Source organism: Prochlorococcus sp. MIT 1342, from assembly GCF_047304495.1.
GTDB classification, from domain to species: Bacteria; Cyanobacteriota; Cyanobacteriia; order PCC-6307; family Cyanobiaceae; genus Prochlorococcus; species Prochlorococcus marinus_D.
On record NZ_CP138957.1, the window covers coordinates 333,842 to 349,576 of the forward strand.

Below are 15,735 nucleotides of genomic sequence, written 5' to 3' on the forward strand. Positions count from 1 at the left end.
ATTGTGAACATCTCATGACCGTTGATGAACGTCAGGATTCTTTGGTCACTTTCAAGGCCTTTGCGATTGCTGAAGGCATTGTGTTGATCGTGCTTGGTGTGTTGGCTTTGATCTTTCCGGTGGTCGCTGCAAGTTGGACGATCGGTTTGATTGCTGTGTTGTTTCTGGTGGGCGGCATCGTTGGCTGGATTAGCAACCTTGCTCGCTCTTCCCGGATGGCTCGTTGGGTTTGTTTTTGTCGTCTAGTGGTATCAACACTGTTCTTGGTAGCAGGCGCATCGATGATCTCCAATATGAAGAACCCTGCTGAAGCAGCTGTTCAGGTGGCGACATTTGCCTTGGCGATTGGCATCGTGTTTTTGGCAGAGGGTGTCGTGGCTTTCTTTACTGGACTGGCGCACGCAAAACGCGCTGGGTCTGGCTGGGCAATTGCCAATGGGGTGATCACTTTTCTTCTTGGCTTGGTGATTGTGACAATGAAGTTTTGGCAGTTGTCGTGGGTCCTCGGAGTATTGGTGGGAATCAGCTTTCTGTTTAGTGGCATTGACTTGATTGCCTTTAGCTCAACCCTGCACGACGACAATCAGCCCCCTGCTCTAACCTGAAATGGCTAAAAAAGATCTATTCAGTTGTGCCAATTGCTAATTTTCGGGTGTCTCTAAGCCGATGTTGATAATGGAGAGACCAAAGCATTAAGGAGGGTGCAAATTACTTCTTGTCACCCTCATTTTCTAGTGGTAGCAACCAGATAGCACCTGATTCTCGGTGGATTTCGATGCGAAACTCTTGGCCAGGTTCTAGGCCGAGTCTGCGTGTATAGGCGTGCCCAATAAGCAGGTTGCCATTTCCGTGGACCCGAGTGCGAAACTCGGCCTGACGACCGCGGGAAGCCGCTGGCCCTCCACTGCTGGAGGGAAGCTTGTAACCCTTGGCTTCCACGAGAGCTCGATAGAAACTCTTGCGCAAGACACGTCCACTTGGCCCCACGTATCCGCAGCCACGAGCAATCTCATCCTCAGGACGGTTGCTGAGTGACCTGGCCTTGTCTAGAAGTTCTTTTCCGACGAGCATTTCGCCAGGTTTATTCGTGTTGATTCTGACGAATTCTTCCGACCGTGGCAAGTTATTGATCGAACTTCTCTTGATTGAGATGTAGGGCCTTGGCTTTAGAGAAGGTAGAAGATGATGAATAAGATCACCCAGATGCCGTCTACGAAGTGCCAATAGAGCTCAGCGGCTTCGAGGGGGAAATGGTTTTCACTGGTGACACGACCGCCTGGTGAACGCGCCTGCCACCAGACGATCAATATCATGATCGTCCCTAGGGTGACGTGTAGTCCGTGAAAGCCTGTAACGGCATAGAAGGTGCTGGCGTAAAGGTTGTCTGTGAGGCCAAATGGCAGTGTGAAGTACTCGACCATTTGGCTGGCTAGAAAGGCCAGCCCAAGGCCAGCAGTGATGAACAGCCAACGTTGACACTGGCCTGATTGGTTGCGCTTCAGAGCTTGTCCAGCTCGATGGAAAGTGGCGCTGCTCACGAGGAGTAACACCGTATTCAAGGTGGGGAGGGGCAGCTCTAATTCATAAACCGCATCAGGCAGCAGGGGATTGACAGCCCGAAATGTGAGATAGGCGACAAAAAAGCCCGCGAAGGTCATGCCATCAGCCACTAGGAAGGTGGCTAGGCCGAACATGCGGTGATCAGCATGTTCCTCTCCAAGCTCAGCATGTTCATCTTCTAGGTCAGCCTGCACCTCATCGTCATGGTCGATCGCTGGAAGGGATGTCATTGGCTTTTGCTCCCTAGATCACTATCACTGTTGCTGGTTTTTTCTAGGTTGAGCGGCTCCTCAGGTACGCCATAGCCATAGGGCTCTGTTACCAGAGGGGCTTTGCCGCTCCAGTTTTCCACTGGTGGTGGGGAGCTTGTGAGCCATTCTGGAGTAAGCGCCCTCCAGGGGTTGTCTCCGGCAATGGCGCCGCTCAATGCACTCTGCACGACGTTCCAGAGAAAGGGCAGCGTGCTGATGGCCATCAGCAAGGCCCCAACACTGCTGATTTGATTGATTACGGTGAATTGCGGGTCGTATTCAGCCACACGGCGGGGCATGCCGTTGAGGCCTAGCCAATGCTGTGGGGCAAAGCAGAGATTGAAGCCGATGAAAGTGATTAAAAAATGAAACCGCCCCAGAGACTCATTGAGCATGCGCCCAGTGAATTTTGGATACCAGTGATAAATAGAGGCAAAGATCACAAACACCGAACCTCCATAGACGATGTAGTGAAAATGGGCAACAACAAAGTAGGTATCATGCACGTGAATGTCGAATGGAACTTGTGCAAGTGCTACGCCAGTAATACCGCCAAGCACAAAGTTGACAATGAAGCCACAGGAGAAAAGTACAGCACTGTTTAGAGAGATGCGCCCTCCCCAGAGTGTTGCCAGCCAGTTGAAGAACTTAATTCCTGTAGGTACGGCAATGAAGGATGTGGCAATGGTGAAAAAGAGGCGCATCCAAGGAGGTGTTCCACTGGTGAACATGTGATGTGCCCAAACCACTAGGCCAAGGATCACGATGGTCATAATTGAATACACCATTGAGGTGTAGCCAAAAAGTGGTTTGCGGCAGTGAACAGGAAGGATTTCGCTGACCAATCCGAAGGCTGGCAGCACCATGATGTATACAGCTGGGTGGGAATAAAACCAGAAAAGATGTTGGTAGACGACTGCGTTTCCACCCAGGCTGGGGTTGAAGAATCCTGTATGGGCAACGATGTCGAAACTTAAAAGAACCAGTGTTCCAGCCAGTACTGGCGTGGAGAGCACCACCAGGATGCTTGTGCCGAGCATCGCCCAGCAGTACATGGGTAGTTGCATTAGCTTGAGTCCGGGCTGCCGCAGCTTGAGGATGGTGGCGATGAAGTTGATGCCACCAAAGATTGAGCTACCGCCAAGCAAGAGCACACTGAGAATCCATAAGATCTGTCCTGCGGCGGGGGTGGTGATACTCAGCGGTGGATAGGCCGTCCAGCCGGATTGAGCCGCACCGGTAATGAAGTAGCTACTGATCAGCAACAGGCCAGCTGGAGGGATCATCCAGAACGCCACGGCATTGAGTCGAGGGAAGGCCATATCACGGGCTCCCACATAAAACGGAATGAGATAGTTGCCGAAGGCACCGTTCACGACCGGCACGATCCACAGGAAGATCATCACTGTGCCGTGCAGCGTTAGCACCTGGTTGTAGACATCCCTGGCCATGAAGTCGGAGATGGGGCTGGCGAGTTCGATGCGGATGGCGCCACCAAGAACTCCGCCGATTAGGTAGAAGATGAATCCGCAAACCAAGTACTGCAGACCAATGACCTTGTGGTCAAGGCTGAAGCTGAAGTAACGCAACCAGCCAGTTGGTTGAAGACCATCTGATTGCTTTTTGCTGGGAGGGGAGATGGCAACCGTCATGCTTCTGAAACCGTTGTTTTGGCGTTGTTGCTGAACCAGGTGTAGTAGTCACCGGGCGCTTCGACAATCACTTTCGTATGCATGTTCCCGTGGTATGGACCGCAGAGTTCGGCGCAGATGATTGGATAGCGTCCTGGTTTCGTTGCGGTGAAGGTCAAGAGAGTTGGCTGACCAGGAATGATGTCTTGCTTGATGCGGAATTCGGGAACCCAGAAGGCATGGATGACATCCTTGGATTCCATGCGCAGTGTCACAGGTTGGCCTAGAGGCACGTGCAACTCGCCAGAAATGATGTCGCCTTGGGGATAGTGGAAGAGGAAGGCATACTGCATTGCGGTGACTTCCACCGCTAATGAGGCAAGGCTGTTGTCAGCACTGGAGGCATTGGCGACAGAACCGATCCCTCCCCAGATTTGTTCCTTCATGTCCATCATCTGATGGTCATGGGCGTCATGGGCTAATGGAACCATTCCGCCCATGCGGTCGTAGATGTCGAAGCTGTAAAGCCCAACAAACAACACGACCACAGCAGGTACAGCTGTCCAAAAGATTTCAAGCGGGAGATTGCCTTCAATGGCGAGGCCGTCCTCCAATTGACCAGGACGTCTGCGGAACTTAATCAGGCTGAATACAACCAACCCGACAATGCCGAGAAAAAGGATTGCTCCGATGCTGAAAAGGACTCGGAAGAGTTCGTCGTATACGGGTGCATTCGCACTTGCATCAACAGGGAGCAGATTGACGTTCTGGCCAATCCATAGACCTCCAAGTACAAGGGCAATGACCAACGCCAGCGTCAGGATGGCAAAGGGAGTCCGCACGGAATCTATTTGGATCTTTTAAGGCTATGGAGATCGCTCCAAAGCAACATGCAGTGATTATTAAGTCGTCGCAAATTTTGCAAGAAATCCTTATTTTGCAAGGTGTCTGATGAGGTTAGTTTTTTTTGCTTGAGCGCTTCTGTCAGGGATGGGTGATTTGGCGACCAGTGGTGATGTTGCAGTCGTCTAGACAAGGTGAATCTGATGATTCAATCGCTCCATTCTCAGAGATAAAAACCCTGACCTTTGCAATTAAAGCCGCTCCATCGATTTACATTATTTCACTGTAGCATAGTAGTATGATGCCATTTCTGCCTCGGGTTCGCTGGCGTCTTGCCCAGTTGGCTGTTCATCTTGTCGTTGCCCTGATTGCGCTGGTTGTGATCGGAGGCGCAACGCGTGTGATGGAGGCAGGTTTGGCTTGTCCGGATTGGCCGCTCTGTTATGGCTCTCTTCTGCCTGGGCGTCAGATGAATGTCCAGGTTTTTCTTGAGTGGTTTCATCGCCTTGATGCCTTTGTGGTGGGCCTTGCCCTGTTAGTGCAATTAGGGGCTGCTATTTTTTGGCGTTCTCAGTTGCCCGCTTGGCTTCCCTGGGTCTGCGGTGGCCTGGTGGTTTTAGTTTTAGTCCAGGGAGCTCTTGGAGCCCTGACTGTCTTGCAGCTTTTGCCTTCTGGTGTGGTGACGGCGCATCTGGCATTTGCGCTCACACTTGTGGCAGCGGTGAGTGCTCTAGCTCAGGGCTTGTTGTCCTCTTCTGTTGAGTCACCGCCTTTGTGGTGGCGCTTGATGGGTGGAGCCTCCTTGTTGGCAGTGATAGGTCAATGTCTTCTTGGTGGTCGTATCGCAACGGCCTGGGCGGCCCAGCGTTGTCTGAATGGCGGACAGGCCTGTCAATGGCTGGATTGGCACCGTATGTCTGCCACACCCGTTGCAGCATGCATAGGGATCTTTGTTGGCACTGCTCTCTTGGTCGGTGGCTGGCCTCGACGCCAGTGGCCTTTTTTGATATCTGCTTTAGGACTTGTTGTGACCCAGGTAGGCCTTGGATTTCTTACCTTGCAGCTTGGACTATCCCAGCCTGCAGTGACGGTTTGCCATCAGCTGGTTGCAACTCTGCTTGTGGCCTTGCTTGCCGCCCTTACCTTCCGTAATCCGGAAGGATCACCTTTGCCGGTGTCTGCCGTTGGTGATTCATTCTCGATAGACCATTCTCATGGTTAGTTCAACGCCAGAGATGCTCCACGGGGGGGTGACCCGGGAGCAGATCGTGCCTTCTCGCAAGCGGATCAAGCTACCCGCTTGGTTGGAGATTGCCAAACCACGCTTAATTCCACTGCTTTTGGCCACAACCCTTGGTGGGATGGCGCTATCCGAAGGTTGGCCCCTACCTTCTCTCAGGTTGGCATGCACCCTAGGAGGAGGGGCTCTGGCTGCTGCTGCTGCTGGTGTTCTCAACTGCATTTGGGAACAGGATCTTGATGGGCGCATGCAACGCACAAGTGGTAGGGCTTTGCCTTCAGGACGCTTGTCTCCAACTGCGGCGTTCATCGGTGCCATCTCTTGCACCTTGGCGGCAGCGGCTCTGTTAGTGAGTGGTGTGAACTGTCTTGCGGCTGGCCTGTCTTTGCTTGGTCTGTGCAGTTACGTGCTGCTTTACACGGCGATCTTGAAGCCCCGCACGCCCCAAAACATTGTCATCGGAGGGGTTGCTGGAGCGATCCCCCCTCTCGTGGGTGCGGCTGCGGCCAGCGGGCATGTGGGCCTTAGTGGATGGTGGTTGTTCTCGCTGGTCATGCTTTGGACCCCAGCGCATTTTTGGGCACTGGCCCTGTTGCTGCGAGACGACTACAGGGCTGTTGGGATACCAATGCTTCCTGTTGTTCAGGGCCCTGTGGTCACCGTCAGAGCTATTTCTCGTTATGGCTGGGCCACGGTTCTACTCAGCGGTTTTGGTGTCTTGGCCTTGCCGGAGGGGGGCTTGCTCTACGGACTTTTGTTGATCCCTTTCAATGCTCGTTTGCTGCAAATGGTTCATCAGTTAGGTGCTGCTCCGGAGAATGTTGATCGAGCCAAGGGGCTCTTCCGTTGGTCGATCTTCTATATGTTTGGTATCTGCCTTCTTCTGGTGGTTAGTCGTTTGCCCATGGCGGCTAATTTTGATCTTCAGGCCTGGTCTTTGCTTCAGCAGATGGCGAGCAGCGGGAAGTTCATCTAAACAGAAGTCACTAGAGACCCCCTGGAGGGTCTGGTAGCTCTATACAGCTGCCTAGATTTTTAAGACTTGTACTACGTTCCCTCTTGATGCCGATGATTGAACTGAAGCAGCTTGAGAAGTCCTATGGAACGGTTCAAGCCCTAAAAGGTCTCAGCCTCAAGGTGCCTCGGGGATGTCTTTATGGTTTGCTTGGTCCAAATGGTGCAGGCAAAACAACCACTCTCAGGATTCTTTGCACCCTTCTGGCTCCTGATTCAGGCACGGTCAGCGTGGCTGGCCTCAATGCTTTAAGTGATCCTCGTGCTGTGCGGCTCGAATTGGGCTATGTGGCACAAGAGGTTGCTATCGACAAGATCCTCACAGGTCGGGAGTTGTTGCAGTTGCAGGGGGATTTGTATCACTTGCGCTCTAGCGATAGGGATGGACGCATTGCTGAATTGATTGATTGCCTTGGCATGCAGGATTGGATTGATCGACGTTGCGGCACCTATTCGGGTGGCATGCGTCGCCGGATAGACCTGGCCTCAGGTTTGTTGCATCAACCACAGTTGCTGGTGTTGGATGAGCCCACCGTTGGTTTGGACATCGAGAGTCGTTCAGCGATTTGGCAATTGTTGCGTGAGTTGAGGGCCCAAGGCACCACCGTGCTCCTTAGTAGTCATTACCTTGAGGAGGTTGAGGCCCTTGCTGATCGGATGGCGATCATTGATGACGGGCGAGTGATCGCAGAGGGAACTCCTGATCAGCTCAAGCAGCAACTTGGAGGTGATCGGGTGACTCTGCGTGTGAAGGAATTCAGCGATGATCGTGAGGCCGAGCAGGTCAGGCAGCTTCTCCAAGGTGTGGATGGTGTGCGCCAGGTGGTGGTCAATCGGGTACAGGGTTTTTCCCTCAACCTTGTTGTAGAGAATGAACAGGTTGTGCCTCGTTTGCGTGAGCAACTTGATGGTGCTCAGCTGCCTGTCTTTGCCCTCGCTCACAGTCGCCCGAGCTTGGATGATGTTTATTTGCAGGCCACTGGCCGAACCCTGATGGACGCTGAGTTAGCTGTAGCTGGTCAACGAGACTCAAAGCTGGAGCGTAAAAAAGCGATGCGTTGATCCCTTTCGTTCGTTTTGTTGAGTTGGATCTGCCTTAATCCACCCTTTTCTCATTCGTTCTGCTGACAGTCACTCCATGACTAGCCCTGTTGCCGCTGTTACTACCCGTGCTGCAGAGCAGGGGCCATTGGTTGATCTTGTGCAGGAAACTTTGGCCCTCACTCGCAGACTTTTCTTGCAGCTGTTGCGACGCCCTTCGACCTTGATTGCTGGCATCCTTCAGCCCTTGATCTGGTTGGTGTTGTTTGGTGCTTTGTTCTCTAATGCTCCGGATGGTTTGTTGCCAGGAGGCATGAGCTACGGGCGGTTCTTAGGGGCTGGTGTGATTGTGTTCACCGCGTTCAGTGGTGCACTCAATGCTGGATTGCCAGTGATGTTTGATCGTGAATTTGGTTTTTTAAACCGTCTTCTGGTGGCTCCGCTGCGCAGTCGCAGCTCGATCGTGCTTGCTTCTGTGATCTACATCACATCTCTAAGTCTTCTGCAGAGCCTGGCGATCATGGCAACGGCTGCCTTGCTGGGTTACGGCTGGCCAGGTGTTTCGGGACTGGTCTTGGTGTTGTTCACCTTGTTGTTGCTGGTTTTTGCGTTCACTGCCTTGAGCCTTGGCCTGGCTTTTGCTCTGCCAGGTCACATTGAATTGATTGCGGTGATCTTTGTGGCCAATTTGCCTTTGTTGTTTGCGAGCACGGCTCTGGCGCCGCTTTCTTTTATGCCTGGTTGGCTTGGCTGGCTTGCGGCCCTAAATCCTCTTACTTTTGCGATTGAGCCCATACGAGCTGCCTATGCCGGTCCGCTTGATCTTGGTGCCGTTCTGCTTGATGCTCCTTACGGGACTGTGAGTGGTTATGGATGTTTGACCGTGTTGATGGTGGTCACCGTTGGCTTGTTCCTGATGATTCGTCCTTTGTTGAACCGTAAACTCGCCTGATTTAGTGCACCACTCCACTGCTTGCCATGCTTGACGTCCAGCAGGTGTATCGCTATTGCGTCACGACATTGCTGAGCCTTTTGCAGATGCAAGGGTTCTTTGATTTTCAGGACTGTTTAGAGGTTTTCGTTCAAGGGCAGGAGCCTCTGTCGGAGCAAGTCCCGACGGTCCTGAACTCGTTGTTAGTCCTACCTTCTCCTGCTTTTGCTCTAAACCATTTGCCACATCATTGCTCGCCAATCACGAATGCAGAGCTGTCAAAGGCATCCTGAGTATGTCTTTGCCTGCTTTTGAAACTCTCAGACGGGGGTTGATTGTCTCTGTTCAGGCGCCTGAGGGTTCACCGATGCGTCATCCTCAGGTGATTGCGGCCATGGCTGAAGCCAGTCTTTGCAATGGCGCGGTTGGGGTGCGGTTGGAAAGTCCGGAACACATTGGTGCCGTTCGACGCCGTTGTCCGGACGCCTTGATTATTGGGCTTTGGAAGCGTTCCTTCCCTGATAGTGCTGTCTACATCACGCCAGGATGGGAGGAGGTTCAGGCTGTCTGGTCGGCGGGAGCAGATGTCGTAGCTCTCGATGCTACGCAGCGTCATCGGCCAGGGGGGAGCACTCTTGAGCAGCTGGTGAGTCGGGTTCGGGAAGATTTGGGGGCTCCTCTGATGGCAGATGTCGATACGATCGAGAATGGTTTACGTGCAGCAGAGCTTGGTTGCAGCCTGGTAGGCACCACTCTTTATGGCTATACCGAAGTAACTGCTGTTAAGCGGCCTCCAGGTTTGTGTTTGTTGGGGCCGTTGCGGCAGCAACTTGATTCAGATGTCAAGCTCATCTGCGAAGGCGGGCTTGATTCTCCTCAGATAGCACTAGAAGCACTTTCTTCAGGTGCAGACATGGTGGTAGTCGGTACAGCGATTACCGGTGTCGACCTGCAGGTGGAAAACTATTGCCGAACATTGGCGGCTTAACTTCCAAAGCTATTTGGCATCAACCGAACTGTGGGACGTGCTTTGGGTCGTGACTTGTCCAGGTAGAGCCACAACGCATGAGACTTGTCCATGCGTTGTGGCGGCGTTCTTTTTGTAGCCCAAGGGAAAGCTTTGGGCCGGACTACATCATGCCTGGCATTCCCATGCCACCCATGCCACCCATGCCACCCATGCCACCCATGCCACCCATGCCACCCATGCCACCCATGCCACCCATGCCACCCATGCCACCCATGCCACCCATCGGGTCTCCACCGCCATCGCCGGCGGGAGCAGGAGGCTCGGGTTTGTCTGCAATCACGAGCTCTGTGGTCACCATCATCGAAGCGATTGAGACTGCGTCCTGAAGTGCCAGGCGCACCACCTTGGTGGCATCGAGAATGCCTGCTTCCAAAAGGTCTTCGTAGGTGCTGGAGATGGCGTTAAAGCCCTTGTTAAGGCGTTGGATCTCAGAGATCACTACATCACCATTCTCGCCAGCATTGATGGCAATCTGGCGTGTAGGTGCTGAGAGTGCTCGCTGCACAATTTGTACGCCGGTGCGTTGATCGCCGTTGAGCTGTTCGGCCAGTTTGCTCAGCCCTTTGCTTAAGTGCAGGAGCGTGGTGCCACCACCGGCCACAATCCCCTCTTCCACTGCAGCACGGGTGGCGTTGAGCGCATCCTCAATGCGCAGCTTGCGGTTTTTGAGTTCCGTTTCGGTAGGGGCCCCAACCTTGATGACGGCTACACCACCGGCCAGCTTGGCAATGCGTTCATTGAGTTTCTCGCGGTCGTATTCGGAGTCAGTTTCATCTAATTCTCTTTTGATAGAGGCCACGCGGGCGTTAACGGCATCGCGGTTCTCATCCTTGGCGACAATGGTTGTGTTGTCTTTGCTGATTGTGATTCGTCGGACCTGCCCTAGATCGTCTTGGCTGACTTTCTCAAGGGTCATGGCGCGGTCTTCACTAATGACAGTTCCCCCAGTTAGAACTGCGATGTCGGCCAGGGCAGCTTTGCGGCGATCTCCGAAGGATGGTGCACGAACAGCTGCTACCTGCAAGACACCTCGGTTTTTGTTGACGACCAGGGTGGCAAGGGCCTCACCCTCTACTTCCTCCGCAATGATGACGAGAGGGGAGCCACTTTTCTGCAGGCTTTCCAAGATGGGCACAAGATCGGAAACTGAACTGATCTTGCGGTCTGTGAGCAACAGCAGGGCATTCTCAAATTCGCAGATCTGACGGTCTGCATCGGTAACAAAGTAAGGGGAGCTGTAACCGCGGTCGAAGGCCATGCCTTCAGTGACTTCTAGCTCGGTGGCGAGAGATTTGGATTCCTCAACGGTGATCACACCATCGGCGCTTACTTTGTCCATGGCTTCAGACACCATCCGGCCCACTTCCTGGTCTCCCCCTGAGCTAACTGTGGCGACCTGATGGATGGCATTACCTCCAACAGCTTGACTGAGCTGGGCAAGCTCTTCTACCAATTGGGCCACGGCCTTTTCCATGCCACGCCGCAGTTCGATTGGACTCGCGCCAGCGGCCACATTGCGTAAGCCTTCATGCACCATCGCTTGGGCAAGCACGGTGGCAGTTGTGGTGCCATCCCCTGCCTTGTCTTTTGTCTTGGATGCGACCTGTTGAATCAGCTTGGCACCAAGGTTTTCAAATGGATCGTCAAGTTCGATCTCTTTGGCGATGGTGACGCCGTCATTAACGATGTCTGGGGCGCCAAATTTTTTCTCAAGCACCACGTTGCGGCCACGGGGGCCGATGGTGACGCGCACGGCATCGGCTAGGGAATTAACACCGCGCTCAAGCGCACTGCGGGAGTCATCCGAAAAACTGAGGAGTTTGGCCATGGTCTGCTGGTACCCGCTCGTCAATGTCCCATAGGACGTTCACTGCGGGCGAGGGGGCATAAGTGGGGAAAGCCGAATCCTTGCTGTTATGAGTGTGCTTGCAGGGGATTGGCTGGGTATGGTCCAGCTATGAATGACACTGGGGCGCTGTTTTTTGTGATCATGGCCGGCCTGGCCGGAATCATGGCTTTGGTGTATGTGCCCTTGCGTCTCTTCCTGACAGCCACTGCCAGGAGCAGACGGTTAAGACTTCTTCAGCGCATCCGGCGCTTGAGAGATGAACTGGGACAGCCGCTGGAATCCTGAACGTCTGATCCAGCAGTAGCTTCTCAGCCCATCAGCATGCCGCCATCAACTTGTAGCACTTGTCCAGTGATGTAAGCCGCTGCAGGGTCGGCTGCCAAGAAGCGCACAGCTCCAGCGACTTGCTCTGGGGTGCCAAAGGATCCCAAGGGGATAGCGGCAAGAATCGGTTCTGAATCCAACTCTTTTGTCATGTCTGTTGTGATGAAGCCTGGGGCTACTGCATTGACAGTGATTCCCCGGCTGGCAACTTCCTTGGCTGTACTTTTCGTGAGGCCCACCACTCCTGCTTTGGCTGCTGCGTAATTGGCTTGGCCTGCATTGCCCATCAGGCCCACCACGGAGGTGATATTGATAATTCTGCCGCTTTTTTGCTTAAGCATCGTGCGAGCAACAGCCCGAGTGCATAGAAACACACCTGTGAGGTTGAGATTGACGACGGCTTGCCAGTCTTCTGTTTTCATTCGCATCAACAGGCCATCGCGAGTTATGCCTGCATTGTTGATCAAAATATCCAGGCTGCTGCTGCGTTCAAGCACGGTTTTGATCAGTTGGTCTACGGCGTCTTCTTCTGCCACATTGGCTTTGATGGCATAGGCAGAGCCACCGTTGCTGATGATCGCTTGAACAACTTCTTCTGCTGCATCAGCTGAGCTTGAGTAGTTCACGACTACTTCTGCGCCTGCCTCTGCGAGGGCAAGGGCTACAGCACGACCGATCCCGCGACTGGCTCCTGTGATTAGGGCGGTTTGGCCAGTTAGGGGAGAAGAAGAGGTCATGGCGTGATTCGTTCTCGCAGGATCGTACGGACCCATTGCAGTTCTTCTCAACTAGCCATCCTTTCGATGGTGTCCAATGCTTCGCCGAGTAATTCACGTAAGCGGATGAGTTGAGCTTTGCTGCCTAGGACGACAAGTAACTGACCTGGGGCTAGTTCGACTTCGCTACTGGGGTTGGCCATCAGGGAAGACCCGTCTCGGATGGCCAGCACCATTGCTCCACTGCGTCGGCCCAGTTGAAGTTTTGCCAGGCTGCGGTGGCTCAGTTTGTTGAACTTCAGTGGGTCTTGGCTGAGTTGGAATTCTTCGATTTCATAATCCGATCCAGCCAACAGATCCATGAAGTCCACAGCTAGGGGGCGCAGTGCTGTGGCAGCCATGGTGCGGCCTGCGGCGACATAGGGGCTCACCACCACGCTGGCACCTGCCAGCTTCAGCTTGACGGCAGCTTCTTCACTATCGGCCCGTGAGATCAGTCGACAGTGGGGTTGCATGCTTTTGGCACTTAAGACCACATAGAGGTTTGCTGCATTGCTGGGTAAAGCAGCTACCAGGCTGCGGCAATGGTCTAAGCCAGCTTCAAGCAACGTCTCATCCAAGGTGGCATCAGCTTGTAAAACGTTTAGGCCTTGTTCTTCTGCTGCTTGTTTGTTGGCTGGATCTATTTCCACGACAAGCACTGGGACCTGCTCGAGTTGCAGCTTTGAGGCGATTTCTTGGCCGATGCGGCCGTAGCCGCAGACGATGACGTGATCACGCATACGCCGCAAGACCCTGCGAAACCTCAGCTCCCGCAGCTGGCGGAAGTAGCCGGATTCTGTCAGCCGTAGTGCCCGTTGAATCGTGAGCTGAACCACGACCACCCCCCCGGCAATGATCAGCACAGTGACGAGTCGCCCAGCTTGCGAGAGCGGCTCCACCTCCCCATAACCGATGGTGCTGATGGTGATGAGCACCATCCAGAGACAATCTCCCCAGTCCCATCCTTCGGTGAGGCGATAGCCCAAGGCTCCTACCAAGATCACCACGGCTAGGGCCAGGATTGGCCCTAGCCAGGGTTTGGCGAGCACTCGCAACGGCAGGTTTGCAAGCGGACCTCGTTTGAATGGGTACCACCAACTTTTCATTGGAAGCCCAGTGCGTTGAGAACCTCCTGCTGGTTGATTGAGTTGATGTCTGCATGAATGGCACCCAGGCAACGGATTTCATCTCGTTTAGGTAAGTCTTCGGCCGGAGTGCCTAGGGCAACCAAAGGAACGCCTGTATAAACGGCAAGCAGTTGGGTGATTGGACAGCTGCTGAGTACGACATCAGCGCAGGCCACTTCGGCAGCGCGATGGATTAGGGGTGCTTTTAAAGGCAGCGTGATGCTTCTGAGATTGGGTAATTTTCCTTTGATTGCCTTTGGCAGGCTTAACCATTGCTGAGTTGGCCAGTCTCCATCGTTGCCATTTGGAGCCAGCAGTAGGAGGGGGCCTTCTCCAGTGGGGTGTTGATCACGAACCTTCTGAAGGCTCTCGTCTGGCAGGAACAGCCGGAAGCTGTCGGCGTCAAGAGTGAGGCCAATCGCTTGGAGGTAGCAGTCCAATTGTTGGGCAGGCCAACCTTTGCTGGGCTCAACGAGGGCTGTGCGTGCAAAGCCCTGTTCCGCAATCCTGATGGGGATGTGGCTCATGGAGAGCATCAAATTCACTTGTTGCCCTTGGGCGAAATTGAAGCAAACTTGAAAATCCCCTTCTCTTACAGATCCGAGCAGATTGGTCCAGTCGGCGAGGGATGGGCTGGAGTCAAAGGCGATTGGGATTACCTTTTCTATCGCTGGCAACAGACTCCAAAAAGCTTGATGGGTGGGATCGCAGGCCAGCTGCAGTTTGCCTTGCAGCTGGTTGGCTGCGGCTGCTAGGGCTGGAAGCCTCTGAAGCTGTTGGATTAAAGGACCCGGACTAAGGGCGAGAACACGCATCGATCCAGAGGCAGAGGCGTTGCGAGCTGATTGTATGGAGGAGGTTTCAGCCTGCTTGCGGCAGGAGGCGCATATGCATCTGTTGATTGTCGCGGCAGGAAGCGGAAGCCGTATGGGAGCGGATCGCAACAAATTGCTTTTGCCTCTGGCAGGACGTCCTGTTCTTGCTTGGACGATTGATGCGGTGATGGAAGCCTATTCGATCACTTGGGTTGGCATTGTTGGCCAACATGTGGACCGAGCAATGATCATGGAGTTGTTAACGGAGGCAGCCAAACCCGTTGTTTGGATTGATGGGGGCAGCACAAGGCAGGAATCCGTAGAGCGTGGATTACAGGCGTTGCCTTCAGTTGCGCAGCATGTTCTTATTCATGACGGGGCTAGATGTTTAGCTGAAGCGACTTTGATCAATCGCTGCGCTGAGGCGGTGGTGGCTGGCGAAGCGGTGATTGCGGCAACTCCGGTTACCGACACGATCAAGCGCGTTGATGGTCAAGGCATCATTACGGGCACACCAGATCGTGCGGAACTATGGGCGGCCCAGACTCCACAGGGCTTTGCTGTGGAGCAGCTCAAGCAAGGTCATGCTGAGGCTCAGGCCAAGGGTTGGAAAGTGACTGACGATGCCTCGCTTTATGAACGCTTGGGATGGCCGGTGCAGGTACTTGAGGCAGGTCCTGCAAATATCAAGGTGACTACACCGTTTGACCTCACTGTGGCCGAGGCAGTGCTTGCACTTAGGGCAAACACAAAAGCTTCTTGATTTTCTAAACAAACACAAACATTTTGGAGGGTAATTATTGGTAGATAGTTGGGTTTTTAGGCATTCCATGGTTCAGTGACGTTGTTGTCTCTAGGTGTAAGGCCGTTGTGAGAAAGATCGCATATCTGATTGCTCTAGATCAACACTTTGGCAGTTGAGAAAAGCGATGGTATGTGCATCGGAGGCAATCAAGTCTTCGTTATTGTGTACACTTATAACTTCAAAATTATGGCTACTGTCAACACTAACTACATCAACGCTGAACTGCTCGATCAAGAGCTGAATTTTGAGGAACTAGCAGAGTGTTAAGGTGGGGATGGTTATCCTGGACGGCATACTAATGGCTGGACAGAATTCTGGATTGAAGTTTTCGGTTTCGATAAAAAATAAATAGCCATCAAGTCGAAAATTGCCAGGTTTAATCAACTGCTAAGGCAGGGACTTGCTTATATGCAGTTAGTCTTTGTCGGTTAAAATTCTGAAATTACGTCGTTCAGGGATTGCTGTATAAATGAGGTTAAAATGCTCTGGTAAGAATGCAAGTGTTTGCCTCTAGGC

General features: G+C 53.3%; 16 protein-coding genes. 8 read left to right on the forward strand and 8 right to left on the reverse strand.

All coding sequences use genetic code 11. The features are described 5' to 3' along the window. Positions 1-14: 14 nt before the first annotated feature. Positions 15-605 (forward strand): HdeD family acid-resistance protein, encoded by a 591-nt coding sequence (locus tag SIB79_RS01720; RefSeq protein ID WP_063403663.1) that lies wholly within the window; start codon positions 15-17, stop codon positions 603-605. A 103-nt stretch (positions 606-708) separates the two neighbouring features. Here the strand turns inward: SIB79_RS01720 and SIB79_RS01725 are convergent, their stop codons facing one another. The 4 genes from SIB79_RS01725 to SIB79_RS01740 all read right to left on the reverse strand — a co-directional run bounded on the left by SIB79_RS01725 (position 709) and on the right by SIB79_RS01740 (position 4,284). Then, complete coding sequence (locus tag SIB79_RS01725; protein WP_011825310.1) at positions 709-1,071, reverse strand: AbrB family transcriptional regulator; 363 nt, start codon at positions 1,069-1,071, stop codon at positions 709-711. Positions 1,072-1,166: 95 nt separating this feature from the next. Then, positions 1,167-1,790: a heme-copper oxidase subunit III gene (locus SIB79_RS01730; protein ID WP_063403664.1), complete on the reverse strand. Its 624-nt coding sequence runs from the start codon at positions 1,788-1,790 to the stop codon at positions 1,167-1,169. Beyond that, a complete protein-coding gene (gene ctaD, locus SIB79_RS01735) occupies positions 1,787-3,463 on the reverse strand; it encodes a cytochrome c oxidase subunit I (RefSeq protein WP_063403665.1) in 1,677 nt (558 codons plus the stop codon). Before ctaD ends, SIB79_RS01730 begins: the two co-directional genes overlap by 4 nt. After that, positions 3,460-4,284, reverse strand: a complete 825-nt coding sequence (locus SIB79_RS01740) for a cytochrome c oxidase subunit II (protein WP_063403666.1) — start codon at positions 4,282-4,284, stop codon at positions 3,460-3,462. The genes ctaD and SIB79_RS01740 overlap by 4 nt, the downstream gene beginning before the upstream one ends. Before the next feature lie 299 nt (positions 4,285-4,583). Here SIB79_RS01740 and SIB79_RS01745 point away from each other — a divergent pair, with 299 nt between their 5' ends. The 5 genes from SIB79_RS01745 (at position 4,584) to SIB79_RS01765 (ending at position 9,499) form a co-directional block, all read left to right on the forward strand. After that, the gene (locus tag SIB79_RS01745; RefSeq protein WP_063403667.1) at positions 4,584-5,507 is read left to right on the forward strand and encodes a COX15/CtaA family protein; all 924 of its coding nucleotides are present in this window, start codon (positions 4,584-4,586) and stop codon (positions 5,505-5,507) included. Beyond that, a complete protein-coding gene (locus SIB79_RS01750) occupies positions 5,500-6,501 on the forward strand; it encodes a heme o synthase (protein ID WP_063403668.1) in 1,002 nt (333 codons plus the stop codon). The genes SIB79_RS01745 and SIB79_RS01750 overlap by 8 nt, the downstream gene beginning before the upstream one ends. 86 nt (positions 6,502-6,587) lie before the next feature. After that, on the forward strand, positions 6,588-7,601 hold the full coding sequence (locus SIB79_RS01755) for an ABC transporter ATP-binding protein (protein ID WP_063403669.1): 1,014 nt from the start codon (positions 6,588-6,590) through the stop codon (positions 7,599-7,601). 76 nt (positions 7,602-7,677) lie between these two features. After that, positions 7,678-8,532, forward strand: a complete 855-nt coding sequence (locus SIB79_RS01760) for an ABC transporter permease (RefSeq protein ID WP_063403670.1) — start codon at positions 7,678-7,680, stop codon at positions 8,530-8,532. 274 nt (positions 8,533-8,806) lie between these two features. After that, complete coding sequence (locus SIB79_RS01765) at positions 8,807-9,499, forward strand: N-acetylmannosamine-6-phosphate 2-epimerase (RefSeq protein WP_063403672.1); 693 nt, start codon at positions 8,807-8,809, stop codon at positions 9,497-9,499. Between the two features lie 142 nt (positions 9,500-9,641). Here SIB79_RS01765 and groL read toward each other — a convergent pair whose 3' ends face one another. Then, positions 9,642-11,369 carry a chaperonin GroEL gene (gene groL, locus SIB79_RS01770; protein WP_063403673.1) on the reverse strand — a complete coding sequence of 576 codons (1,728 nt, stop codon included), beginning with the start codon at positions 11,367-11,369 and terminating at the stop codon, positions 9,642-9,644. Positions 11,370-11,498: 129 nt separating this feature from the next. Between groL and SIB79_RS01775 the strand changes: the two genes are divergently transcribed. Beyond that, complete coding sequence (locus SIB79_RS01775) at positions 11,499-11,675, forward strand: hypothetical protein (RefSeq protein WP_011825322.1); 177 nt, start codon at positions 11,499-11,501, stop codon at positions 11,673-11,675. A gap of 23 nt (positions 11,676-11,698) precedes the next feature. Here the strand turns inward: SIB79_RS01775 and fabG are convergent, their stop codons facing one another. Genes fabG through SIB79_RS01790 form a run of 3 tightly spaced genes read right to left on the reverse strand, consistent with a single transcriptional unit; the run spans position 11,699 to position 14,414 of the window. After that, entirely contained in the window at positions 11,699-12,451 is a 753-nt protein-coding gene (fabG, locus tag SIB79_RS01780) for a 3-oxoacyl-[acyl-carrier-protein] reductase (RefSeq protein ID WP_063403674.1), read from the reverse strand. Positions 12,452-12,498: 47 nt separating this feature from the next. Further along, the gene (locus SIB79_RS01785) at positions 12,499-13,578 is read right to left on the reverse strand and encodes a potassium channel family protein (RefSeq protein WP_063403675.1); all 1,080 of its coding nucleotides are present in this window, start codon (positions 13,576-13,578) and stop codon (positions 12,499-12,501) included. Beyond that, positions 13,575-14,414 carry a glycosyltransferase family 9 protein gene (locus SIB79_RS01790; protein WP_063403676.1) on the reverse strand — a complete coding sequence of 280 codons (840 nt, stop codon included), beginning with the start codon at positions 14,412-14,414 and terminating at the stop codon, positions 13,575-13,577. Before SIB79_RS01790 ends, SIB79_RS01785 begins: the two co-directional genes overlap by 4 nt. Positions 14,415-14,487: 73 nt before the next feature. Between SIB79_RS01790 and ispD the strand changes: the two genes are divergently transcribed. Continuing rightward, positions 14,488-15,177 carry a 2-C-methyl-D-erythritol 4-phosphate cytidylyltransferase gene (gene ispD / locus SIB79_RS01795; protein ID WP_063403808.1) on the forward strand — a complete coding sequence of 230 codons (690 nt, stop codon included), beginning with the start codon at positions 14,488-14,490 and terminating at the stop codon, positions 15,175-15,177. Positions 15,178-15,735: the final 558 nt, after the last annotated feature.